At 53.0% G+C, this 23,375-nt stretch carries 23 protein-coding genes and 2 pseudogenes; 15 read left to right on the top strand and 10 right to left on the bottom strand.

Translation table 11 applies throughout. From position 1 onward, the window contains the following. Window positions 1-156: 156 nt before the first annotated feature. A complete protein-coding gene (locus E2F51_RS19805; RefSeq protein ID WP_134824320.1) occupies window positions 157-780 on the top strand; it encodes a LysE family translocator in 624 nt (207 codons plus the stop codon). A gap of 78 nt (window positions 781-858) precedes the next feature. Here the strand turns inward: E2F51_RS19805 and cmoB are convergent, their stop codons facing one another. From cmoB to E2F51_RS24125, 4 genes and pseudogenes are all read right to left on the bottom strand, one after another. Further along, window positions 859-1,827, bottom strand: a complete 969-nt coding sequence (cmoB, locus tag E2F51_RS19800; RefSeq protein ID WP_181151405.1) for a tRNA 5-methoxyuridine(34)/uridine 5-oxyacetic acid(34) synthase CmoB — start codon at window positions 1,825-1,827, stop codon at window positions 859-861. Continuing rightward, a complete protein-coding gene (gene cmoA / locus E2F51_RS19795; protein WP_041692025.1) occupies window positions 1,827-2,567 on the bottom strand; it encodes a carboxy-S-adenosyl-L-methionine synthase CmoA in 741 nt (246 codons plus the stop codon). The genes cmoB and cmoA overlap by 1 nt, the downstream gene beginning before the upstream one ends. Before the next feature lie 115 nt (window positions 2,568-2,682). Next, window positions 2,683-3,078 carry an MAPEG family protein gene (locus tag E2F51_RS19790; RefSeq protein ID WP_013202533.1) on the bottom strand — a complete coding sequence of 132 codons (396 nt, stop codon included), beginning with the start codon at window positions 3,076-3,078 and terminating at the stop codon, window positions 2,683-2,685. A 105-nt stretch (window positions 3,079-3,183) separates the two neighbouring features. Next, window positions 3,184-3,393, bottom strand: a pseudogene (locus E2F51_RS24125) (hypothetical protein); the annotation flags it as partial. Between E2F51_RS24125 and E2F51_RS19780 the strand changes: the two are divergent. The 5 genes from E2F51_RS19780 (at window position 3,301) to E2F51_RS19760 (ending at window position 7,378) form a co-directional block, all read left to right on the top strand. Beyond that, entirely contained in the window at window positions 3,301-4,113 is an 813-nt protein-coding gene (locus tag E2F51_RS19780) for a recombinase zinc beta ribbon domain-containing protein (RefSeq protein ID WP_245174134.1), read from the top strand. The pseudogene E2F51_RS24125 and the gene E2F51_RS19780 sit on opposite strands and share 93 nt — an antisense overlap. 73 nt (window positions 4,114-4,186) lie before the next feature. Then, a complete protein-coding gene (locus E2F51_RS19775; protein WP_134824319.1) occupies window positions 4,187-5,122 on the top strand; it encodes an abortive phage resistance protein in 936 nt (311 codons plus the stop codon). A gap of 36 nt (window positions 5,123-5,158) precedes the next feature. Continuing rightward, window positions 5,159-6,067: an abortive phage resistance protein gene (locus tag E2F51_RS19770; protein ID WP_134824318.1), complete on the top strand. Its 909-nt coding sequence runs from the start codon at window positions 5,159-5,161 to the stop codon at window positions 6,065-6,067. 90 nt (window positions 6,068-6,157) lie between these two features. After that, window positions 6,158-6,967 (top strand): hypothetical protein, encoded by an 810-nt coding sequence (locus E2F51_RS19765; RefSeq protein ID WP_134824317.1) that lies wholly within the window; start codon window positions 6,158-6,160, stop codon window positions 6,965-6,967. A gap of 219 nt (window positions 6,968-7,186) precedes the next feature. Continuing rightward, the gene (locus E2F51_RS19760; RefSeq protein WP_134824316.1) at window positions 7,187-7,378 is read left to right on the top strand and encodes a hypothetical protein; all 192 of its coding nucleotides are present in this window, start codon (window positions 7,187-7,189) and stop codon (window positions 7,376-7,378) included. Between the two features lie 388 nt (window positions 7,379-7,766). On the opposite strand, the pseudogene E2F51_RS19755 reads toward E2F51_RS19760, so the two are convergent. Then, window positions 7,767-8,252: pseudogene (locus tag E2F51_RS19755) on the bottom strand (DUF72 domain-containing protein); the annotation flags it as partial. 117 nt (window positions 8,253-8,369) lie between these two features. Further along, window positions 8,370-8,933 (bottom strand): hydrolase, encoded by a 564-nt coding sequence (locus E2F51_RS19750; protein ID WP_053142683.1) that lies wholly within the window; start codon window positions 8,931-8,933, stop codon window positions 8,370-8,372. A gap of 262 nt (window positions 8,934-9,195) precedes the next feature. Here E2F51_RS19750 and aspS point away from each other — a divergent pair, with 262 nt between their 5' ends. The 6 genes from aspS (at window position 9,196) to ruvB (ending at window position 14,450) form a co-directional block, all read left to right on the top strand. Next, window positions 9,196-10,986: an aspartate--tRNA ligase gene (aspS, locus tag E2F51_RS19745; RefSeq protein ID WP_013202530.1), complete on the top strand. Its 1,791-nt coding sequence runs from the start codon at window positions 9,196-9,198 to the stop codon at window positions 10,984-10,986. Beyond that, window positions 10,986-11,420: a dihydroneopterin triphosphate diphosphatase gene (nudB, locus tag E2F51_RS19740; protein ID WP_134824315.1), complete on the top strand. Its 435-nt coding sequence runs from the start codon at window positions 10,986-10,988 to the stop codon at window positions 11,418-11,420. The genes aspS and nudB overlap by 1 nt, the downstream gene beginning before the upstream one ends. Before the next feature lie 22 nt (window positions 11,421-11,442). Beyond that, complete coding sequence (locus E2F51_RS19735; protein ID WP_013202528.1) at window positions 11,443-12,186, top strand: YebC/PmpR family DNA-binding transcriptional regulator; 744 nt, start codon at window positions 11,443-11,445, stop codon at window positions 12,184-12,186. 40 nt (window positions 12,187-12,226) lie between these two features. Continuing rightward, window positions 12,227-12,751 (top strand): crossover junction endodeoxyribonuclease RuvC, encoded by a 525-nt coding sequence (gene ruvC / locus E2F51_RS19730; protein WP_013202527.1) that lies wholly within the window; start codon window positions 12,227-12,229, stop codon window positions 12,749-12,751. Between the two features lie 69 nt (window positions 12,752-12,820). Next, entirely contained in the window at window positions 12,821-13,438 is a 618-nt protein-coding gene (ruvA, locus tag E2F51_RS19725) for a Holliday junction branch migration protein RuvA (protein ID WP_013202526.1), read from the top strand. Between the two features lie 7 nt (window positions 13,439-13,445). Continuing rightward, window positions 13,446-14,450 (top strand): Holliday junction branch migration DNA helicase RuvB, encoded by a 1,005-nt coding sequence (gene ruvB, locus E2F51_RS19720; protein ID WP_013202525.1) that lies wholly within the window; start codon window positions 13,446-13,448, stop codon window positions 14,448-14,450. A 94-nt stretch (window positions 14,451-14,544) separates the two neighbouring features. Here ruvB and znuB read toward each other — a convergent pair whose 3' ends face one another. Both znuB and znuC read right to left on the bottom strand, forming a co-directional pair. Beyond that, window positions 14,545-15,330 carry a zinc ABC transporter permease subunit ZnuB gene (znuB, locus tag E2F51_RS19715; protein ID WP_013202524.1) on the bottom strand — a complete coding sequence of 262 codons (786 nt, stop codon included), beginning with the start codon at window positions 15,328-15,330 and terminating at the stop codon, window positions 14,545-14,547. Continuing rightward, a complete protein-coding gene (gene znuC, locus E2F51_RS19710) occupies window positions 15,327-16,079 on the bottom strand; it encodes a zinc ABC transporter ATP-binding protein ZnuC (RefSeq protein ID WP_134824314.1) in 753 nt (250 codons plus the stop codon). The genes znuB and znuC overlap by 4 nt, the downstream gene beginning before the upstream one ends. A gap of 77 nt (window positions 16,080-16,156) precedes the next feature. On the opposite strand from znuC, the gene znuA reads away from it, so the two are divergent. The 3 genes from znuA (at window position 16,157) to lpxM (ending at window position 19,551) form a co-directional block, all read left to right on the top strand. Continuing rightward, window positions 16,157-17,104, top strand: coding sequence for a zinc ABC transporter substrate-binding protein ZnuA (gene znuA, locus E2F51_RS19705; protein WP_134824920.1), 948 nt, complete (start codon window positions 16,157-16,159; stop codon window positions 17,102-17,104). A gap of 13 nt (window positions 17,105-17,117) precedes the next feature. Beyond that, on the top strand, window positions 17,118-18,446 hold the full coding sequence (gene mepM, locus E2F51_RS19700; protein ID WP_134824313.1) for a murein DD-endopeptidase MepM: 1,329 nt from the start codon (window positions 17,118-17,120) through the stop codon (window positions 18,444-18,446). A 133-nt stretch (window positions 18,447-18,579) separates the two neighbouring features. Beyond that, entirely contained in the window at window positions 18,580-19,551 is a 972-nt protein-coding gene (lpxM, locus tag E2F51_RS19695; protein ID WP_134824312.1) for a lauroyl-Kdo(2)-lipid IV(A) myristoyltransferase, read from the top strand. Window positions 19,552-19,624: 73 nt separating this feature from the next. Here the strand turns inward: lpxM and E2F51_RS19690 are convergent, their stop codons facing one another. Both E2F51_RS19690 and E2F51_RS19685 read right to left on the bottom strand, forming a co-directional pair. Beyond that, complete coding sequence (locus E2F51_RS19690) at window positions 19,625-20,860, bottom strand: MFS transporter (RefSeq protein WP_053142703.1); 1,236 nt, start codon at window positions 20,858-20,860, stop codon at window positions 19,625-19,627. 163 nt (window positions 20,861-21,023) lie between these two features. Then, window positions 21,024-23,375 carry a GNAT family N-acetyltransferase gene (locus tag E2F51_RS19685; RefSeq protein WP_134824311.1) on the bottom strand — a complete coding sequence of 784 codons (2,352 nt, stop codon included), beginning with the start codon at window positions 23,373-23,375 and terminating at the stop codon, window positions 21,024-21,026.

The raw sequence follows: 23,375 nt of genomic DNA, 5'->3' as shown, positions 1-23,375 counted from the left end.
TGAACCCTAAGGGGTGACAGGGTTTGTTAAAAAACGGCATAACGTAAAAAATTCACATTCTCATTTGTTGCGCCAGATGATTGATTTCCGCCCACGAAAGGATTGATTGTGGTGAGGATGTCGCTAGAATATGAATTTCCTGTTAAGGACCCTGCCATGACCGCTTCACTGCTGACCTTTCTGTTCGCCATCATCATTCTGACGCTGACACCCGGATTTGATACCGCGCTGATCCTGCGCACGTCTGCCGCCAACGGCTGGAAAAAAGCCGTCACCACCAGTATGGGTATCAATACCGGCTGTATGGCGTGGGGCGCCGCGGTGGGCCTGGGATTAGGGGCGCTACTGCTTGCCTCTGAGATGGCTTATAACATGCTTAAGCTGGTGGGTGCCGCCTATTTGCTGTGGTTAGGCGTAGGGTTACTGCTGAAGCCGCGTTCCCATTTTCATACTAATGTGGCCGTCAGCAAAAAGCAGAGCGGCTATGGTGCCGTCTATATGCGTGGTTTTCTGGGGAATATGCTGAATCCGAAGGTGGGGGTGTTTTACGTCTCTTTCCTGCCGCAGTTTATTCCCGCGGGGGGTTCCGTCGCGCTGTGGAGTATCGGCCTGGCGTTTATCCATGTGATGGTTGGCACGGTGTGGAACGCCGTGCTGATTGCCTCGACGCACTATTTTGCCGAAAAGCTGCGTCGCCCGGCGGTGATGAAGATGATGGATCGTCTGACCGGCTGCGTGTTTCTTGGCTTTGCCGCGAAGCTGGCGATGTCGCGGCGGTAACGGCGTTGCGAAGTGAGCCGCAGAGGTCAACACCGCTGCGGTGTTGACCTCTGCTGAGACCGTTGAGCGTGACGGCGGTTAAGGCTTGCGCGCCACCAGAACCGCGCGCAGCGGTGCCGGATAACCCTCAATGGTTTTCGTCGGATCGTTGGGGTCAAGGAACTCGGCCAGTGATTCGCTGGTCATCCAGTCGGTGCGGCGCTGTTCGTCGGTGCTGGTGACCGAATAGTCCGCAATCCGCACGTCTTCAAAGCCACACTTCTCCAGCCAGTTTTTTAAGGCACCGGTGGTAGGCAGGAAATAGATGTTACGCATCTGCGCATAGCGCTCGCCCGGTACCAGTACTTCCTGGTCGCCACCTTCAATCACCAGCGTTTCCAGCACCAGTTCGCCACCGCTGACCAGCTGATTTTTTAACTGGTAGAGATGATCGAGCGGCGAACGGCGGTGATAGAGCACCCCCATCGAAAACACGGTATCAAAGGCTTTCAGCTCCGGAAGTTGCTCAATCCCCAGCGGCAACAAATGGGCGCGCTGATCGTCGCCCAACAGCTTGCGCACTGCTTCAAACTGGCACAGGAACAGTTGCATCGGATCGATGCCGACCACCAGTCTGGCACCCGCACCCAGCATCCGCCACATGTGATAGCCGCTGCCGCAACCGACATCCAGCACCGTTCTGCCCGCCATCGGCGAAATATGCGGCAACACGCGGTCCCACTTCCAGTCTGAACGCCATTCGGTGTCAATGTGCACGCCGTATAACGAATACGGCCCTTTGCGCCACGGCATCAGATTTCTTAACAGCTTCTCAATACCGCCGCGCTGACGATCGGTCAGATGGCTGGCATCGGCGGTGACGCTGTGCAGTAAATCCAGCGTCTCCGGTTGCAGTGCCGGAAGATACTCAACGGCACGATCCCAGTTTTTGAAATGGCCATGCAACTGCTCGCGCTGCCAGGTGGCAATCTGCGCGGGCAGGGTTTCTAACCAGGGAGAGAGAAGCGGGTGTTTTGCTATTAACTGGTAAAAATTACCGAAATCCATCAGACCGAACCTGCTTTAAGCGCTATCAACGAGCCAAAATTAAAACACTGGAACCATAACTCAGCGTGTTCAAACCCTGCGGTGCGCAGGCGCGCTTTGTGCGTTTCCACGCTGTCCGTCAGCATCACGTTTTCCAGCATGCTGCGCTTCTGGCTGATTTCCAGCTCGCTGTAGCCATTGGCCCGCTTGAAATCGTGGTGCATGTTGAACAACAGCTCACCGACATCCGCATCCGCAAAGCTGAACTTCTCGGACAACACCAATGCGCCGCCAGGACGAAGCCCTTTCCAGACGGTATTCAGCAGCTGCTGGCGCTCGTCGGGTTCCAGAAATTGCAGCGTGAAATTCAATACCACCATCGAGGCATTCTCAATGTTGATGTCACGAATATCGGCTTCAATCACGTCTACCGGCGTGTCCGCACGGAAGGCATCAATATGACGACGGCAACGCTCAACCATCGCCGGCGAGTTATCCACCGAGATGATTTTGCAGCCTTCGGCTTTGATGTTGCGGCGCACGGAAAGCGTAGCCGCACCCAGCGAACAGCCCAGATCGTAAACCTGGGTGTGGGGCTGCACAAAACGCTCGGCCAGCATGCCGATCATCGAAATAATGTTTGAATAACCCGGCACCGAGCGCTGGATCATATCAGGGAAAACTTCTGCAACGCGCTCGTCAAACGTCCAGTCACCCAGTTTGGCAATTGGCGCGGAGAACAACGTATCGCGGTTAGGCATAGTGGTCAGTCCGGGAGAAAAACGGAAAGGCGCTATTTTGGCAGAAAGCGGCGCGGGCTGCACCCTTTCTGCCACGGTTGCCGGGCAGGAAGGTGAAAAAATTGCGGCAGAGAGATTAATGCAGGGTCAGAACCAGGTCCCACGGCAGGTAGATCAGATTCAGGATAATCATTCCCAGCAGCGAAAGCAGGGTGATGATCATGCCGTTTTTACGCCACAAAATGGTGCTGGTACGCATACCGTAGGCATGCAGCAGACGGCCAAGGAAGAAAAATAAGCCCACCAGATGCAGCATCCAGATATCGGCGCCGTTCATCTCCATCAACACCAGCAGCAGTGCCGCCAGCGGAATATATTCTACCGCGTTGCCGTGAATACGAATGGCGGTCTGAAGTTCATAAAAACCGCCGTCACCGTGAGAAACACGGTACAGGCGTCGAAGACGAACCACATCAAGCGAAAACTTGATAATGAAAAGTGCTCCTAGCACGACATACAGGGCGCTGACCATCCCGACTCCCAAAGGCACAAATATTTTAAGGCGTCATCATAGCCGTGAAAACCCGGACTGTCAGTGCGTTACCCCTACAGTTAAAGAATTATCTTACGAATTAGCTCAGAATAACTGGTCCTGCTGCGGCCAGTTGGGCGGATCGCCAACGGCAGGTATTGCTTGCTGTAGCGCGCTCCACAGATGCAAAACCAGTTCCGGTGCAAACGCGATATCCGGCGTATGGATAAACAGCCAGGGTTGGCCCTGTTCCTGCCACTGCGGCAACTTGCTGAGCCACGACTGGAACCATTTGAGATTGGCGTCCGCATCGTCAATCTCTTCAAGGGCGTTCTAAGGTGCTCTGATTGTGGATTTATCATCATTGTTTCGGGTGTCACAGCTAAACGGTCAGGTAATTACCGATGCTCGATGAGGTATGAAGGGCGCTGTAATGCTAAAGGGTTCAGCAGATTACAAACTGACCGCGCATTGGTTCAGGGGCTTGAGTACAACACTAACCGTCTTTCCCTAAATCGTGATAACGGCTCTGCTATTGGTGCTCTTCAAAGTGAGTTAGAACAGCTTCAGAAACAGCGTGATAGGCTTATTAAACTGGCTATGTTGGCAGATGATACAGAATCAATGGCAAAGGATTTGAAAGCTCTGAACAGTCAGATTAAAGACGCTGAGAAGGCTGTCTCAGAGGTTCACCAGCGAGAGCAATCAAGCCAGCTTGAGATAATCAGCCACCTTGATTTGACTGTGAAGAAAGACCGGACAGAGGCTCAAATCATCATCAAACGGATAGTGAAAGAAATCCGGCTTAACACGGCTGGAAAGAAGTGTGATGTCTTCTTACACAACGGCTTGAACCTGCTTAACTTCACACTTGATAGGGTGGTTGATGGTGCTCAGTGGATAGAGATTTTACCGCTGATTGATGGTGATGAATTCGACTTTGAAGGGTTCTCGACTAAGCCCCGTCACATAGCCTTAGAAGAGGCTCCAGAATGGGTGAAAGAGATGGAAGAGCAACCTAATCAGCCGTTGTGAAAATTTGCTTACAAAATCTTGATTCAAAGGTAAAATTGCAATCAAATAGCTTACAGAAATACCAGAGGTGGCTGTGTCCAATTCGCCAGTACTAGAGTTACAAAACCTTATATCTTCAACTGATGGAAGCATTACAGATATGCTTTTAAAAGCAAAATTGATTGCATCCAAACTTGAGTTGGAAGTTTTTGATGATTTTATAAATAAAGAGTTTCTTGGTTACAGATATGCCTTATTAGGTGAAGATAGGAAGAAATTTCCATCTCATAGACAAATACGAGCAACCATTGTTAAACGAGATGAATACTATAATCATGTTGATGTGAATATATACAACTGTGAGGACGCATCTTTGTTTAAAGCCCTGCTAGGATTAAGATGGGCTTACGTAACACTGAGTATTACTCATCTTGAATCAGAATTGTCTTCTGGTGGAACATTATATCTAAATATTCCAGAATGGCTTTTATGGGATACCCCCATTCCTACCGCAGACTATCAATATTATTTCTGGGAAATTGAATCGGTTAAAATTAAAGAAATTATAAGTGCTATAAAGTTTAATCTACTTGAATGGACATTGAGTTTAGAAAGACAGGGGATATTAGGCGAGGGGCTGTTGTTCACACAAAAAGAAATTGATGCAGCTCCCATGACAATCACCAATAACACCAATAATTTTCATGCCCCTGTAAATAATGCCGGTTCAATAGGTGCGGGTAACTCAGGTGATAATCATCAAAACAACTCTATCGTTTCTGGTGATTTTAACTTGCTCAAACAGCAACTCAAGGGATTTGGTATTCAAGATGAAGATATCGGGTTGTTGGAGAGAATAACTGAAGAATCACCAGCGCCTTTGTCATACGATAAGCTTGGTAAAGGGATAGGTGATTGGGCGGGAGCAATGATAGGCAAGGCTTATGCTGGTGAGCTTAAGATTTCTGGAGTTTCTGCTCCGGCACTTCTTATAGGTTCGATTTGCAGCTACTTTGGTATTGCATCATAATTTTAAGGATTATCGGTATGTCGTATGGAGTGTGTAATGAGTAATTCACCAGTATTAGAATTGCAGGCTCTGGCTGGAGAGCCATCCTCAGATATTGTTGCGGTTTTATTAAAAGCTAAGATGATAGCTGTTAAGCTAAACTTGAATGACCTTAGCGAATGGATTGAATATGAAATTGAAGGTTACCCGACAGGGAATGATATTCCCGAATATCGTGTAGGTCGAGGGATAGTCAAGGCGTTCAATCCCTATCATGGCTGGTTCCCTGTTGATTTCAGTAATGTACCGCCAGATTTCATTGAGACTGCTTCTGAGTTTAGGATTACCGAATCAATATCGTCAATGAAAAAAGGCGAATCAAAAGATGGTATGCTTCGTATCACAATGCCACCTAAAATGGTGAATCTCTTATTTGGCTCTGACGATATTCCTCCTGAAGTTTGTTGGTTTTTCAGTGCTAACAAGCTCAATCACATAGTGATAACCGTAAGAAACAAAATCCTCACATGGTCTCTTGAGTTAGAAAAGCAAGGTATTATGGGGGATGGTCTATTATTTACCCAAAAAGAAAAGGATGCAGCCCCGATGACAATTACTAATAATAATACTAACAATTTTCATGCACCTGTAAACAATGCTGGCGCAATAGGAGCAGGTAACAGTGGCGACATTAATCAACAAAACTCAATCTCATTTGGTGACATTGCATCCCTTGAGCGTGAGCTAAAGAGTCACGGTCTTGATGATAATGATGTTGCTGAATTGAAAAAGCTTGTTGAGCAATCACCTAAACCAGCTTCAAAAGAAGAGGTTGAAAAAGGTTTTGGCTCATGGATTGGTAAGATGACAGGCAAGGCTTTTACAGGTGCTTTAAAAATCGCTGGTGCAGCAGCTCCTGCTGTTCTTACTAATGCACTTTGCGGTTACTTCGGGATCCCTCTTTAACTCTTTTAAGGTCGCTGGGGTTATTGATTTTAATTTTATTGCTCTGAAATAAATTTCTTAAATTTACATTAACCATCAACGGATGGAAGCATGAGTGAAATTACTAAAGAGCCAGTTGAGCAGGTCAAGCAAGCGTTTAAAGACAGGATTTCAAGCCCTTTATGGGGTTATGTGTTTTTCTCATGGCTTGGTTTCAACTGGCAAAATATTGCTAAGTTATTTATGAGCAAAAGAGAGGTTGAAGTAAGGATTGCCGAAATAACCTCTCAGGAGTGGTTTTTTGTTCACTACATCGTTTTACCAGTGATTGTTGGTACTGTTCTGGCTGCTGTTTCACCTTATCTTCAGCAATGGCTGGCTGCGGCACATAAAAAGGCAGAGGATAAGAGAAAAGCTGATACTCTCACAGAAGAGTTAAGGCTTCTTGATGTTGATATGGTTAAAAAAAGGAAGTCTATTGAACTTGCAAACGTTGAAGAATTAACTAATAAAAGTGAGCAAGCTAAGGTTGATAGGCAGGATGAGAGGAATAAAAATAGGCTTGAATTTCAAAAGCTGAGGGGTGTTAAAATATCTAAGGCAATAGATGATATTGAAAAGTCATTTAATGATGCTAATGATAAACTTCAGGATAAGTTGAATGAAATAAAAGTTGCCGATGAAACATACAAGCTGAAAATGCAGACTCTTGAAAACTTAGCAGAAGGTTTGAACAAGGTCGCTGATTTATATCACACATATCGGGATGTCAATTCTAAGGAAGAATTTGCATCCTTTTTGTCTGAAATTAAGAAGGGTGATTATTTTGGCTCGGCGCAGCTTGACAAAAAGTTTGAGGCAATGGCCCAAAGGGAAATATTGTTAGAAGCTCTTAGCAGAACAAAAAATGCTAAGAGTTAACAATACACCCTGAAGATTTATTACCAGTCCTGCAAGGTCGCTATGGTTAGCCAGATTGCCTTTTCGATTTCTGAAATTTCCATAGTGACCCCTTCAATGACTTGTGAATGCCGAAGAATAGCCGTTTAGATGGTTAAATTAACAGTGAAAAACAGTCTCCACATCAAAGAGATGCAGCCTTGAAAGAGGCTATTAAACAGATGGTGAGCGGGGTTGATAATGGAAGACACAATTAATGCACCAATTAACTATTACGATTCTGAAAAGCGTTTAATTGTTGGGGCTAATCTGGTTGGTAAAATTCATCCTCAGCTAATGTATAAACTGGTCAGACGTTCAGGGGATGGCTCAAAGCATAGCCAGCAGACTCGATTCACAGAATATTTAGAAGGACTCTTAACCAATGTCTAATACAACCACGATTAACACACCTGACAGGCCATGTATTCATTGTGGCTCAACGGTTCGATACATTTCATCGGGTAGTTGTGTGGACTGTTCAAAGACACGTAGACAGCCGCCTAAGCCTAAGCCACAGATTGTACGTGTAACCGCTTCAGCAGCAAGAGCACTGTTTCACTGTGAAGGTGGAGACAATCGAAATAACATCATTGTGAAGCTCTCTGAAGCCGCTTTAGATAACCTTGACCGTGTAGGCAACAAGTTGGTTAAGAAGTACCGTTTAGCAGGTTACACACAAGAACGAATCCGAATGGTTGCCCTGTCTCACCTCATAGAAGCCGCTTAATCCCCCGCTACAAAACCCCATCTTTAGAGTGTATCAATAGAAAGGTCTCTTTAAGATCACCCGGTTAACGCCTCGCTGATGTAAACCGCGATTAAGCTCGCGCTCAGCCTCGCCTTTGGCAAAAAAATCCGCATGACGCACTTCGACGCCATAACTGAAGCTGTCCGGCAAGCCATCGAGAAAGGCCCACAGCGTGGGCAAATCGGCAGGGCTGAACGCGGCCGGAAGCTGAAGCCAGTACTGGCCGAGGCGGGCAGCCAGCGGTTCCATCAGAGCAAAAAACTCGGCCGTTAAATCGCCGCAGTTCTTCAGGGCAGCCTGGTGGCTGATGGTCGCCGGGAATTTAAAGCAAAAGCGAAACTCATCGTGGGTCATAGCCTGCCAGCGCTGCACGATTTCAGGTCGGGGCAGGGCATAAAGCGTGGTATTGCCCTCAACGCAGTTAAAGTGCTGTGCGTAGTCGGCAAGGGTGGTCATACCCAGTTTTTTCCACTGAGGATGCTGCCATTGTGGCAATCCAAGGTAAAAAGGCTTCATCGGCTGTCCCTGATTGACGGTCTGGCCTGAAATGTAGCGAGCGAAAGGAGGGAGTGCAAGGCGAAGTGCCGGAGAACCAACCCGGCAATCGCATCAGCGAGCGCCGGGCTGACAGGGTTACAGCGCGGAGATGATCTCGGCGGACTGACGAACGCGACCCAGGCGCGGGAAGATATTTTTGAAGCTACCTTCGTGTTCTTCGGTGCTGCCGGCGCTGCAGATGTCTTCTGCAACAATCAGGTTGAAGCCCAGCTCCCACGCGTTACGCGCGGTGGATTCCACACCGATATTGGTGGAGATGCCGCCCAGTACGATGGTGTCGATACCACGACGACGCAGCTGCAGCTCCAGATCGGTACCGTAGAACGCGCCCCACTGATGCTTGGTCACTTCGATATCGCTGTCTTTCTTGCCCAGCGCTGCCGGATACACCCACCAGTTCTCCGGCAGTCCGCCGCTGTGGCTGGCATCGACCGGTTGCTTTGGCGCATCGCCAAAGTCTTTTGCCCAACCAACACGCACCAGAATGACGGGTGAGTTGGCGGCACGGAACTTTTCAGCCAGCACCGCTGAACGGGCAACCACATCAGACGCTGCGTGTGGGCCGCCAGCGAAAGGCAGAATACCTTCCTGCAAATCGATCAGTACCAGTGCCGTTTTTGCAGCATTTAATTCCAACATAGTCTCTCCGGTGAAAGGGGGGAAATCATTGAGAATACAAGCAATCTGATTTTATACGCGACAACAACAATGTTCGGAAAGGGTGAAATTTGTTAGCTTTTGTGAGTAGCCGACAGATTGTGAACAAATTTGCCGCGAAACGACGCGCCTGATGCGCTCACGGCTCTTATCGTGCCGGGCTTTTTCCATTATAATGGCCGCCTTTTTTCGCGGCAGCAGACTTTATGTTGCGGCGATGCGGCGAAGTTTAAAGGATATCGTTATGCGTACTGATTATTGCGGACAGATCAACCTGTCTCACGTAGGCCAACAAGTGACACTCTGCGGTTGGGTCAATCGCCGCCGCGACCTGGGTAGCCTGATCTTCATTGATATGCGTGACCGTGAAGGCATCGTGCAGGTCTTTTTCGATCCGGACCGTCAGGAAGCCTTCAAGCTGGCCTCTGAACTGCGTAACGAATTTTGCATTCAGCTTACGGGCACCGTCCGTGCCCGTGACGACAAAAATAAAAACAGCGATATGGCCACCGGTGAAGTCGAAATTTTCGCCACCGATCTGACCATCATCAACCGCTCCGAGCCGTTGCCGCTGGATTCAAACCACGCCAACACCGAAGAAGCGCGCCTGAAATACCGCTACCTGGACCTGCGTCGTCCGGATATGGCGCAGCGCCTGAAGACCCGTGCCAAAATCAGCAGCTTTGTCCGTCGCTTTATGGATGACAACGGCTTCCTCGACATCGAAACGCCAATGCTGACCAAAGCCACGCCGGAAGGCGCGCGTGACTATCTGGTGCCGAGCCGCGTGCATAAAGGCAAATTCTATGCGCTGCCACAGTCTCCTCAGCTGTTCAAACAGCTGCTGATGATGTCCGGCTTCGATCGCTACTATCAGATCGTTAAGTGCTTCCGTGACGAAGACTTGCGTGCGGACCGTCAGCCCGAATTTACCCAGATCGACGTCGAAACCTCCTTTATGACCGCGCCTCAGGTGCGTGAAATCATGGAGCAGCTGGTGCGCGAGCTGTGGCAGGACGTGAAGGGTGTAGATTTGGGCAACTTCCCAATGATGACCTTCGCAGAAGCGATGCGTCGCTACGGTTCCGATAAGCCAGACCTGCGTAACCCAATGGAGCTGGTGGACGTTGCTGACCTGCTGAAAGACGTTGAGTTTAACGTCTTCTCCGGACCGGCGAACGATGCCAAAAGCCGTGTTGCCGCATTGCGCGTGCCGGGCGGCGAAAAGCTGACCCGTAAGCAGATCGATGAGTACACTGACTTCGTGAAAATCTACGGGGCGAAAGGCTTGGCGTGGATGAAAGTCAACGAGCGTGCGAAAGGTCTGGAAGGCGTCACCAGCCCGGTGGCTAAATTCCTCACCGCTGATATCGTTGAAGCGATTCTGGCCCGCACCAATGCCGCCGATGGCGACAGCATCTTCTTCGGCGCGGATTCCGCCAAGGTGGTGGCCGATGCGTTAGGTGCGCTGCGCCTGAAGCTGGGTCGTGACCTGGATATCACCACCGGCAATGCCTGGGCACCGCTGTGGGTTGTCGACTTCCCCATGTTTGAAGAAGACGGCGAAGGCGGCCTGAGCGCCATGCACCATCCGTTCACCGCGCCGAAAGATATGACGCCGGAAGAACTGAAGTCCATCCCGGAAACCGCCATCGCCAATGCGTACGATATGGTGATCAACGGTTATGAAGTGGGTGGCGGTTCGGTCCGTATCCACAACACGCAGATGCAGCAGACCGTGTTTGGCATCCTCGGCATTACCGAGCAGGAACAGCGCGAGAAGTTTGGCTTCCTGCTGGACGCGCTGAAGTACGGTACGCCGCCACACGCTGGCCTGGCGTTCGGTCTGGACCGTCTGGTGATGCTGTTGACCGGCACCGATAACATCCGTGATGTGATCGCGTTCCCGAAAACCACTGCCGCCGCCTGTCTGATGACGGAAGCGCCTAACTTCGCCAATCCGGCTTCACTGTCCGAGCTGGGTATTGAAGTGATGAAGAAGTACCAGACTCAGCAGCCGTCAGAGAACGAGTAATGGCGTTTAAGCATCCCGTGTCGGTACTGGTGGTGATTTACGCCCGCGATACCGGCCGGGTGCTGATGCTCCAGCGTCGGGACGATCCCGGCTTCTGGCAGTCGGTAACCGGCAGCCAGGAGCCAGGCGAAACGCTGGCAGAAACCGCGATGCGGGAAGTGAAAGAAGAACTGGGAATTGACGTCAACGCCAGGCAGCTCACAGTCGTCGACTGCCAGCGTCAGATACAATTCGAGATCTTCTCCCATTTCCGCCATCGCTATGCGCCGGACGTGACGCACAACAGTGAGCACTGGTTCAGCCTGGCGTTGCCGGAAGAGTGGGAGGTGTCCCTCAGCGAACATCTCGCCCTACAGTGGCTTCCGCCTGCAGAGGCCGCCGTGCTCACCAAGTCCTGGAGTAATCGCCAGGCAATTGAAGAATTTGTTATTTAGTCTTTTCTGGAGAATTGAATTTATGGCAGGCCACAGTAAATGGGCTAACACCAAGCACCGTAAAGCGGCGCAGGATTCCAAACGCGGTAAGATCTTTACCAAGATTATCCGTGAGCTGGTGACTGCAGCAAAACTGGGTGGCGGCGATGCCGGCTCCAACCCACGTTTGCGTGCCGCAATGGACAAAGCGCTGTCGAACAACATGACGCGTGACACCATGAACCGTGCGATTGCACGTGGCGTGGGTGGCGATGATGACAGCAACATGGAAACCATCATCTATGAAGGTTACGGCCCGGGCGGCACCGCCGTGATGGTTGAATGCCTGAGTGATAACCGCAACCGTACCGTGTCTGAAGTGCGTCATGCCTTCAGCAAAACCGGTGGCAACCTGGGAACCGACGGTTCTGTTGCTTACCTGTTCACCCGCAAAGGCGTCATCACCTTCGCACCGGGTCTGGCAGAAGATGACGTGATGGATGCGGCACTGGAAGCGGGCGCGGATGACATCGTGACCTATGACGATGGCACCATTGATGTGTTCACCGCCTGGGAAACCGTTGGTCAGGTGAAAGATACGCTGGAAGCCGCGGGCCTGAAGGCTGAATCGGCTGAAGTGACCATGATCCCGTCTACCAAAGCGGATATGGATGAAGAGACGGCACCAAAACTGCTGCGTCTGATCGATATGCTGGAAGACTGTGATGATGTGCAGGAAGTCTACCATAACGGTGAGATCTCCGACGAGGTGGCGGCAACCCTTTGATCGGGTTGTGTCTGCACAGCCCGCTGACCGGAGGTGCGTGATGACGATCATTCTTGGTATTGACCCAGGTTCACGCATCACCGGTTACGGCGTTATTCGTCAGGTTGGCCGCCAGCTGACCTACCTTGGCAGCGGCTGTATCCGCACCAACGTGGTCGATCTGCCTTCACGTCTGAAGCTGATTTACGCGGGCGTTAGCGAGATCATTACCCAGTTTCAGCCGGAGTTTTTTGCCATTGAGCAGGTTTTTATGGCTAAAAATGCCGACTCGGCACTAAAGCTGGGGCAGGCGCGCGGCGCGGCGATTGTGGCCGCAGTGAATCATGATTTGCCGGTTTTTGAATACGCGGCACGTCAGGTGAAGCAAACCGTGGTCGGCACCGGTAGCGCAGAGAAAAGCCAGGTGCAGCATATGGTGCGCACCTTGCTCAAGCTCTCGGCGAATCCTCAGGCGGATGCCGCCGATGCGCTGGCGATTGCGATCACTCACTGCCACGTGAGCCAGAACGTCAATCGACTGGGTGAAGGGCCGTTAAGCCTGGCACGGGGTCGTCTCCGTTCCTGATAAGCTGGATATCCATCCAGCTTTTTTTATGGTATAAAATCCCACTACTCTTTTGTGAAGGATGCGAATGTGATTGGTCGTCTTAGAGGCATTATTTTAGAAAAACAGCCGCCGTTAGTGCTGCTGGAAGCCAATGGCGTAGGCTACGAAGTGCATATGCCGATGACCTGTTTTTATGAGCTGCCTGAACTGAATCAAGAAGCCATCCTGTTCACCCACTTTGTGGTACGCGAAGATGCGCAACTGCTGTTTGGTTTCAACAGCAAGCAGGAACGTGCGCTGTTCCGCGAGCTGATCAAAGTGAACGGTGTCGGACCGAAGCTGGCGCTGGCCATTCTGTCCGGCATGTCGGCGCAACAGTTTGTCACCGCCGTCGAGCGCGAAGAGATTGCGGCGCTGGTTAAGCTGCCTGGCGTGGGCAAGAAAACCGCCGAGCGTCTGGTGGTCGAAATGAAGGACCGCTTTAAAGGCATGCATGGCGACCTGTTCGCCGCCGATGCGCCATTTGCGCTGACCAGCGAAGTGCAGCCTGCGGATGCCGCTAACGATGCCGAAGGTGAAGCCGTTGCTGCGCTGGTCTCGCTGGGGTATAAACCTCAGGAAGCCAGCCGGATGATCAGCAAACTGGGTCGTCCGGACGCTGATTGTGAAACGCTGATCCGCGAAGCACTCCGCGCCGCAATTTGAGGTAAGCATGATAGAAGCCGATCGCCTGGTCTCGCCGGGAACCATCACCGAAGAAGAGGTCATTGACCGCGCCATTCGTCCCAAGCTGCTGCAGGAGTATGTCGGGCAGCCGGTGGTGCGTGAACAAATGGAGATCTTTATCCAGGCGGCCAAAATGCGCGGTGATGCACTTGATCATCTCCTGATCTTCGGCCCGCCAGGCTTAGGGAAAACCACGCTGGCCAATATCGTGGCTAACGAGATGGGCGTGAACCTGCGTACCACCTCCGGCCCGGTGCTGGAGAAGGCAGGCGATCTGGCGGCGATGCTGACCAACCTCGAACCGCACGACGTGCTGTTTATCGATGAGATCCACCGTTTGTCGCCGGTGGTTGAAGAAGTGCTCTATCCGGCGATGGAAGATTATCAGCTGGATATCATGATTGGCGAAGGGCCGGCCGCGCGATCGATTAAACTCGATTTGCCGCCGTTTACCCTGATTGGTGCCACCACGCGCGCGGGCTCGTTAACCTCGCCGCTGCGCGACCGTTTTGGCATCGTTCAGCGCCTTGAGTTTTATAAGGTGGAAGATCTGCGCCACATCGTCTCACGCAGTGCGGCCTGTCTTGGGCTGCCGTTAAGCGACGAAGGTGCGCTGGAAATCGCCCGTCGTGCGCGTGGTACGCCGCGCATCGCCAACCGCTTGCTGCGACGCGTGCGTGACTTCTCCGAAGTGCGTGCTGCCGGCAGTCTGAGCGGGGATGTGGCGTCACGCGCGCTGGATATGCTCAGCGTCGACACCGAAGGCTTTGACTATATGGACCGCAAGCTGCTGCTGGCGATCATCGATAAGTTTATGGGCGGGCCGGTCGGACTGGATAACCTCGCCGCCGCCATTGGCGAAGAGCGGGAAACCATTGAGGACGTGCTGGAACCCTATCTGATCCAGCAGGGCTTTATTCAGCGCACTCCGCGCGGCCGCATGGCAACGAATCACGCGTATAAACACTTTGGCATCAAGCGGGAAGAGTAATCCGCGTGGTCCAGACGAAAAAAAACCGGGAATTCCCGGTTTTTTTTATGGCTGCGGTAAGTGGGCGGGATAAAAACGGCCCTCTGCGGCAACGTTATACCGCCGGACGTTTCATCATGCTCAGCATAAACATCAGTGACGCGCCCAGCACCACTGACGGGCCAGCGGGCGTATCGTACCAGGCAGAGAAGGTCAGGCCGGCGGTCACCGCAAGAATCCCCACCAGGATGGCAATCCCCGCCATCTGCTCCGGCGAACGGGCAAAGCGTCTGGCGGTGGCGGCAGGAATGATCAGCAGCGAAGTGATAATTAACGCACCGACAAATTTCATCGCCACACCAATAGTTAGCGCGGTCACCAGCATCAGCACCATTTTGGTCCGCTGAATGTTAACGCCATCAACCTGCGCTAACTCCGGGCTGATGGTCATCGACAGCAGCGAGCGCCAGTAAAACGCCAGCACGGCCAACACAATCGCCACGCCCGCGCCGATGGTATACAGATCGGTTGGCGTCACCGACAGCAGGTCACCGAACAGATAGGCCATCAGATCGACCCGCACGTTGGACATCAGGCTGACTACCACCAGACCCAGCGACAGCGCGCTGTGCGCGAGGATGCCAAGCAGGGTATCAATGGCCAGATGCGGCCGGCGTTCCAGCCAGACCAGCAGCAGCGACAGCAGCAGCGTGATAGCAATCACGGCATAAAACGGGCTGATATTCAGCAGCAGACCAAAGGCCACGCCCAGCAGTGAAGCATGCGCCAGCGTATCGCCAAAATAAGACATCCTGCGCCACACCACGAATGAACCCAGCGGGCCTGCGGCCAGCGCCAGTAAAAAACCGGCAAACCAGCCGGGTAACAGCAGTTCAATCACTGATTCTGTCCTCTGCGTAAAACAATACGTCCCTGTAAATCGTGACGGTGATTATGGTGGTGACGATAGATGGCTAACTGTTCGGCGCCACGGGAGCCAAACATCGAGATAAATTCGGGGTGTTTCGACACCACTTCTGGCGTGCCGGAGCAGCAGATATGCTGATTAAGACACAGCACCTCGTCGGTTTTTGCCATGACCAGATGCAGATCATGGGAAACCATCAGCACCGCGCAGTTCAGCTCGTTTCGCAACTGGTCGATCAAATCATACAAAGCAACCTGACCATTGACGTCCACGCCTTGCGTCGGCTCATCCAGCACCAGCACCTGTGGCTGATTCAGCAAAGCACGGGCCAGCAGCACGCGCTGCATCTCGCCACCGGACAGTTTCTGCAGCGGGTAATTCAGCAGCTGGGCCGCCTGCACGCGCTTTAACGCCGGCAGAATATCGCTGCGCTTGACGCCGCCGCGCAACAGCATAAAGCGCTCGACGGTGAGGGGCAGGGTGGCATCCAGATGAATTTTTTGCGGCACGTAGCCAATGCGTAACTGAGACGGGCGGAGTAATTTGCCCTGGTCCGGTTGGATCAGGCCCAGCACCACGCGCACAAGCGTCGACTTGCCTGCGCCATTCGGGCCAAGCAGGGTCAAAATTTTACCGGGTTGCAGGGTTAACGAGACGTCGGAAAGCACACGACGCACGCCAAAGCTGACAGACACTTTTTCCAGACTAATCAGTGGGGACATAATCATTACAGGTTGCCAAAGTTTTAGAATGTTATAATATCACACTCCATCGACTTATCACGATGGATGGAAATATGATGTTACATAATAAAGCCCCGCTTTTTACCCTCATTTCTGCGCTGGGTTTAGCCGCCTCGCTTGCGGCGCCTGCCCATGCTGCCGTGGTGGCTTCTGTTAAGCCTCTGGGCTTTATTGCGGCGGCGATCGCAGATGGCGTTACGCCTGTCGAGGTGCTGTTGCCAGACGGTGCCTCCGAGCATGATTATGCTCTGCGTCCATCCGATATTAAACGCTTGCAGGGCGCGGATCTGGTGGTCTGGGTAGGGCCAGAAATGGAAGCGTTTATGCCGAAAGCGGTCGCGCAATTACCGGTCCAAAAATCAATAGAATTAGCCGAATTACCGGGCGTAAAATCCCTGCTGATCAAGGGTGGAGAAGAGGATGAAGAGGCCCATGGGGAAAGCGCTCAGGGCCATGATGCGGCTGAGGATCACCATCATCACGGCGAGTATAATATGCACCTGTGGATGTCCCCAGAGATCGCAAGGCAATCGGCGGTTGCAATCCATGCAAAATTATTGGAACTTATGCCCCAAAGCAGAGACAAACTAGACGCGAACCTCAAACATTTTGAGGATGAATTGGCATCGGCCGATACGCAAATAGGAACTCAGCTTGCGCCGGTTAAAGGTAAAGGGTATTTCGTTTTTCACGATGCTTATAGCTACTTTGAAAAACACTTCGGTTTGACCCCAACAGGTCATTTTACCGTCAACCCTGAGATCCAACCGGGCGCCCAGCGATTACATCAAATTCGAACAGAGCTGGTTGAGCAGAAGGCCGTCTGCGTCTTTGCTGAACCACAGTTCAGGCCGGCCGTGATAAATGCGGTTGCCAGGGGCACCAACGTCCGTTCAGGTACGCTGGATCCACTGGGAACGGACATTACTGTAGCCAGAGACAGCTATGTGAAATTCCTCTCACAGTTGTCCAGCCAGTACACGAGCTGCCTGAAAGGAGCCTAGAGGAAATTCATAAGTGCAGCAGATTGCCCGCGCTGTCAGCATGGCGTTTAACACATTACCGCGAACCCACCGCATCATGCTGGGTTCGCTCACCGTAATGACACTGGCCGTCTCCGTCTGGCGGCCATTTGTTTATCATCAAACCGGTGAAACTAACCCTATCGTTAAGAGCATTATCCTCGACAAGAGCCAGTTGCGCACCGTGACGCCCGATGCCAGCGAACCGCTCGATCAGGACACGCCCGCGCCAGAAGATGATGTGCCAAAAGATGAGATAGATGAGGATGTGCCGAATGAAACCGGCACCCATGACTATGTCGTTTCTTCCGGCGATACCTTAAGCAGCGTCTTAAATCAGTATGGCATTGATATGAGTGATATCAACCAACTGGCTAAGGTCGATAAGGATCTGCGCAACCTCGGTGTGGGCCAACAGCTGAGCTGGACGCTGACTGATGATGGTCAGCTGCAACGTCTGACCTGGGAAGCCTCCCGCCGCGAAACCCGCACTTATGATCGTTCTGGCGACACCTTTAAATCCTCTTCTGAAGTGCAGAAGGGCGAGTGGAAAGATGCCGTTCTGTCGGGCACGGTGAACGGCAGTTTTGTTAACAGTGCAAAACAGGCTGGCCTTACCAGCGGGGAAATCAGCGCGGTAATTAAAGCGTTGCAGTGGCAGATGGATTTCCGAAAATTGCGCAATGGCGACAAATTCTCGGTATTGATGTCGCGCGAAATGCTGGAAGGCAAGAGCGAGCAAAGCCAACTTTCCGGCGTTCGTTTGCAGTCTGGCGGCAAAGACTATTACGCTATCCGCGCCAATGACGGTAAGTTCTACGACCGCACCGGTTCCGGGCTGGCGCAAGGCTTTATGCGCTTCCCGACCGTTAAACAGTATCGCGTGTCGTCCAACTTTAATCCGCGTCGCGTTAACCCGGTGACCGGCCGTATTGCGCCGCATAAAGGCGTCGATTTTGCCCTGCCGATTGGCACGCCGGTGCTGGCGGTCGGCGACGGTGAAGTGATCGTCTCCAAGCGTAGCGGGGGTGCGGGTAACTATGTGGCAATCCGCCACGGTCGTCAGTATATGACCCGCTATATGCACATGCAGAAGCTGTTGGTGAAACCCGGCGAAAAAGTGAAGCGTGGCGAGCGTATTGGTTTGTCCGGCAGCACCGGGCGTTCCACCGGGCCGCACCTGCACTTTGAAATCTGGATCAACAACCAGGCGGTTAACCCACTGACGGCGAAACTGCCGCGCATGGAAGGTCTGAGTGGCAAAGATCGCAGCGATTACCTGAAACAGGTGCGTGAGGTTATGCCGCAGTTACGCTTCAAATAAGTCAGTTCAATCGTTCATCTTTAAGCCGACGGGATCTCCCGCCGGCTTTTTCATTTTATCGACGGAATGATACGGGGATTGCAAAATTGCCCGTCAGCACTATCATTAGCCCGTTATTGTTTGAGGCGAGTGCATGGAAAACAGCAAAAAAAGTAATATAGAGTTCATTCCTACCTTTCAGAAATCCTTTCTGTTGCCGAAATATTGGGGCAACTGGCTGACCATTGGCGCCTTTGCCGGACTGGCATGGTTACCTGCAGGGATGCGCGATCCGTTGCTTGGCGCACTGGGGCGTCTGGCAGGAAAGATGGCCAAAAGTGCCAGAAGGCGCGCGCAGATTAATCTGTTGTATTGCATGCCCGAAGTGCCTGAAGCACAGCGGGAAGCGATCATTGATGAGATGTTCGCCACGGCGCCTCAGTCAATGGCGATGATGGCCGAGCTGGCGTTACGCCCGGACAAAGCGATCGGCCGCATCCACTGGCACAATCAGGAAATTATCGACGATATCCGTGAGCAGGGTGGCAACGTGATCTTCCTGGTGCCGCACGGCTGGGCTGTGGATATCCCGGCGATGGTGCTGGCTTATCAGGGCCAGAAAATGGCGGCAATGTTCCATAACCAGCGCAATCCGTTGATGGACTACGTGTGGAATGCCATCCGTCGCCGCTTTGGTGGCCGGATGCACGCGCGTAATGACGGCATCAAGCCGTTTATCAGTTCAATCCGTCAGGGTTACTGGGGCTATTATCTGCCGGACCAGGACCACGGCCCGGAGCAAAGCGAGTTTGTCGACTTCTTTGCCACCTATAAAGCCACGCTGCCCGCCGTGGGTCGCCTGATGAAGGTCTGCCGCGCGCGCGTGATCCCGTTGTTCCCGGTGTATAACAGCAAAACCCATCAGATGGATATTTATCTGCGTGAACCGATGGATGATTTGGTCAATGTCGATGACCATACGCTGGCGCGCCGGATGAACGAAGAAGTGGAAATGCTGGTGCGGCCGAATCCGGAGCAGTACACCTGGATCCTGAAACTGTTGAAGACGCGTAAAGAGGGCGATATCGAGCCGTATAAACGCAAAGATCTCTACGGTAAAAAGTAAGGTTGAGCAGCATAAAAAAAGAGCGGGGTGATGAACACTCCGCTCTTTTTGTTTATTACGTCCCGGCGCTGTATCAGTTCACCGCAGTGATGGTTGTCCGGCGCTTGCGCTCACGCAGGAAAGCACGCACCAGCAGCAACCATGCCAGCCCACACGCCAGGTTCACCACGCTGAACATAAAGCTTCCGCCACCGAAGTAGGCGCTTTTCGCCAGCTCAATCCCCAACGCAAACACCACAATACTGACCATGCCCAGCATTGCCGCCACGCTGCCTTTTCCGGCGGTGCTGGAGAACAAGGTCAGGCGATACAATCCGGCGTTGACCAGCCCGGTGCCAAAGCCATACAGGCTCAGACCGGCCGTCAGCCACAGATAGCTGTGCGGGTTGATGGAGGTGCACAGCGCAGCCAGCGCCAGACCAATCACAATCGGCCATGCGCCCAGCTTCAGCGGCTGCTCAATCGCCATGCGGCCAGAAAGCCGACCGAGCGTCAGATTTCCGGCAATCATCGCCACAAAGACCGGTAGCTGCAGCAGCGCATAATCCATGCGGGTTAACCCTTCGTCATGGATCAGGATCACCGGTGAAAGCGCCACCCAGGCCAGGCAGGGAATGGTTACCAGGCCGATGGCCAGCGATCCACTCATCACCTGACGGTCTGTCAGCAGCGCGTAATAGCCTTTGGCGAGGGATTTAAGCGAAAGTGACGTGTTCCGATCGCCCGAGGTTTCCGGCATGGTGCGCCACAGGCCGATCAACGCCACCGCCGTTACGCCACCAAACAGCCAGAACATGGTGCGCCATTCGCCCACCGACAGAAACGCCGCGCCGGCCAACGGTCCGGCCAGCGGCGCTAACAGCGCCACGTTGGCCATCAGCGCCATAATCTTCACGCTCAGCGACTCATCAAAGGCTTCCTGGATGGCGGCATAACCCACCGCGCCAATAAAGCACAGGCTTATCCCCTGTAAAAATCGCAGCAGGATAAACTGTTCGATGCTTTGCACCCAGTGGGTGGCGAAGCAGGTCAGCATAAAGAACGCCACGCCAGACAGCATCACCGGGCGGCGACCCAGCTTGTCGGAAAGCGGGCCCAGTAACCACTGCAGCACGATGCCACCGATCAGATAGGCCGTTAGCGACGCGGAAACCCATTCGGGTCCGACGTTGAATTCGCTGGTGACCAGCAACATGCCGGGTTGGATCATGTCGTGGGCGATGTAGGTAGCAAACTCAAACAGCACAAGGGAGAGAGGGAAAATCAGATGTCGGCGGGTCAGGCTCGACACCGGAATAAATGAGGCCATTCTGGCTCCTTCCAGCAAGGATAAGAAAAACAAAAGACGCGGTCACCGAAGCGACCGCGCCAACATACACCAGTTTTATGCCGGATTGATGAATTATCTCGGGCAAGGCGCAGCGTCAGGTTGCTCACCGCCTGACGCTGCCCTTGCCCGAAGCACGCAACCCTTAACGAAAAGCCGCAATCGGGTTAACCAGCGTGCCGGCAAACTTCAGGTTTTCCGCCGGATCGGACAGGTTAATCATCTGCTGATTGTTCGCCAACTGCAGGCGGTTCAGGCAGGAGCGGGTGAACTCCGGCGTGAACATATCGTACCGCTCGAACTTGCTGGCCAGCTGCGGATGCGCCTGCTGATACTCTTTCACGCAGTTAGCCACCGCCTGCCAGAATTTCTCTTCTGGCAGGGTGCCGGACTCGTCGAGGATGGCGCTGATAAAGCGGAAAATGCAGTCGAACACGTCGGTAAAGACCGACAGCAGCTTCAGCTCTTCCGGCACGTCCACCGCCAGACGCTGTACCTTTTCAGGCAATACTGCGTCCGGGTTCATCACCGCAATCTCTTCGCCAATGTCTTTCATATAGGCGCTGACCGGCACGTTATTTTCCAGCAGCAGGATCAGGTTTTCGCCGTGCGGCATAAACACCAGATCGTGCTGATAGAAGCAGTGCAGCAGCGGGCTGAGGTAGCAGGTCAGATAGCGGGCAATCCACTGGTCCGCTGGCAAGCCAGAATCCGCAATCAGGGCCGGCAGCAGGGCTTTCTGATGCTGGTCGACATGCAGGAAGGACGCCATGGTCATCAAACGCTGATTGGCCTGAAGCTGGGCAACCGGGTTGTCACGCCACAGTGCGGCAAACATCTTTTTATACGCCGAGTCGCCGGTGATGGCTTTTTCATAATAACGGTTGTGATAACCGACCGCAGCCACCTCGCGCAGAATACGGAAGTCACAGCGTTGCAGCCATTCATCCTTCGCCACCAGACCGTCCAGCCATTCGTTAATCGCCGGCGTCGTAGCCATGTAATACGGCGAAAGGCCGCGCATAAAGCCCATATTCAGCACCGACAGCGCGGTTTTCACATAGCGCTTGTTCGGCTGGCTGCGGTTGAAGAAGGTGCGGATCGACTGCTGGGCCTGATAGTGATCGTCGCCGGTACCGAGGTAAACGATGTCGTTATTGGCGATATCCGGCGCGAAGACGGTCAGCAGTTTGTTCTGCCACTGCCATGGGTGCACCGGCATAAACAGATAGTCATCGGTCGCCAGGCCTTGTTCGGTCAGCTGGCGGTTAAAGCCGTTAATCACCGAATCACCCAGCTCATCACGCATCAGCTGCTCATACTCCAGATCGCTCAGGCTGGAAAAATGCGCATTGCGCAGATGAACCGCCACCCACACCAGATTAATCGGTGTCGCCGCTTCGGGAGCAAAGGCCAGATAATCGCGCGCATCAAAACCGATACGGCCGTTATTCGCCACGAAGCACGGATGGCCTTCGGTCATTGAGGCTTCAACCGTCTGGAAATCCGCACTGACCAGCGCGGCGCTGTCAGGATTGTTCTTCTGCAGCTTGAACACGCTGCTGCAAAGCGTGCTGGTGATCTCTTCCATATAGGTGGCCAGCATCGCCGGAGGAATGCCAATCTGCTGATTGAACTCGACGATAAATTGCAGCGCATCCAGCGTCAGCGGATGTCCGTTCTCCTGCTTGAGCAGGGAATCGGCGGCGATTTCCCAATGATCTAACGCCAGTCGACGTGCCGTAAACTGATAGTCAGCTTCGCCACCCGGAACGGCCAGACTGAAGCGACCGTTGCCCAGATCGGTTGGCGCGATGATTTTCTCATGGGCGAACTCGGCAATGGCTTTGCGGATCAGCATACGGTTTGCCAGCGACCAGTTGTCACCGGAAAGATGCGATCCTGAGAGAAGCGGGTTGTCATTGGTCATAGTCAGGGTTTCCTGCAATAAAGCGTGTTGATAATCATCGCGCTGGCAGAAAGCCAGCCAGGCGGTTTTGTGGCCCATATCGATGGTGTGCTGGTAGCGGAAGCCGGCACGCTTGTTCAGCGGATGGATTTTGTCATTGCGCACATCAGGCTCGACCACCACGCGCTGCACTTCCGGCTGGCTGAACATGTAGTCCATCACCACGCTGAACACCTGCCAGCTGAACTGACGCACCGGACGATTAGCCGGCGCGATCAGGATATGCATGCCGTAGTCGCCCGGTTGCGCCGGATAGAACTTACCGACCTCATCTTCACCCGCCTGATAGAACTCCATCAGGAACACCGGCTTGTCATCACAGCAGCCGATCAACGCCGCACGCGGATTGTTGGCGGTCAGGTTGCGATAGAAGGTGGCGACCTGCTCCAGGCTGTCGCTCTGCATTCCCCAGAAGCGCGCATAATCACGCGTGACCCAGCTGTGGATTAAGGACGCATCGTCAGCCTGCATCGGACGAAGGGTGAACTGGCCCGCCGGACGGGCTTTGCTAAACAGTATTTGAGACAT

This window comes from Erwinia sp. QL-Z3 (assembly GCF_004551645.1).
In the GTDB taxonomy this organism is placed as follows: Bacteria; Pseudomonadota; Gammaproteobacteria; order Enterobacterales; family Enterobacteriaceae; genus Erwinia; species Erwinia billingiae.
This window is presented reverse-complemented; position numbering and strand designations above follow the sequence as displayed.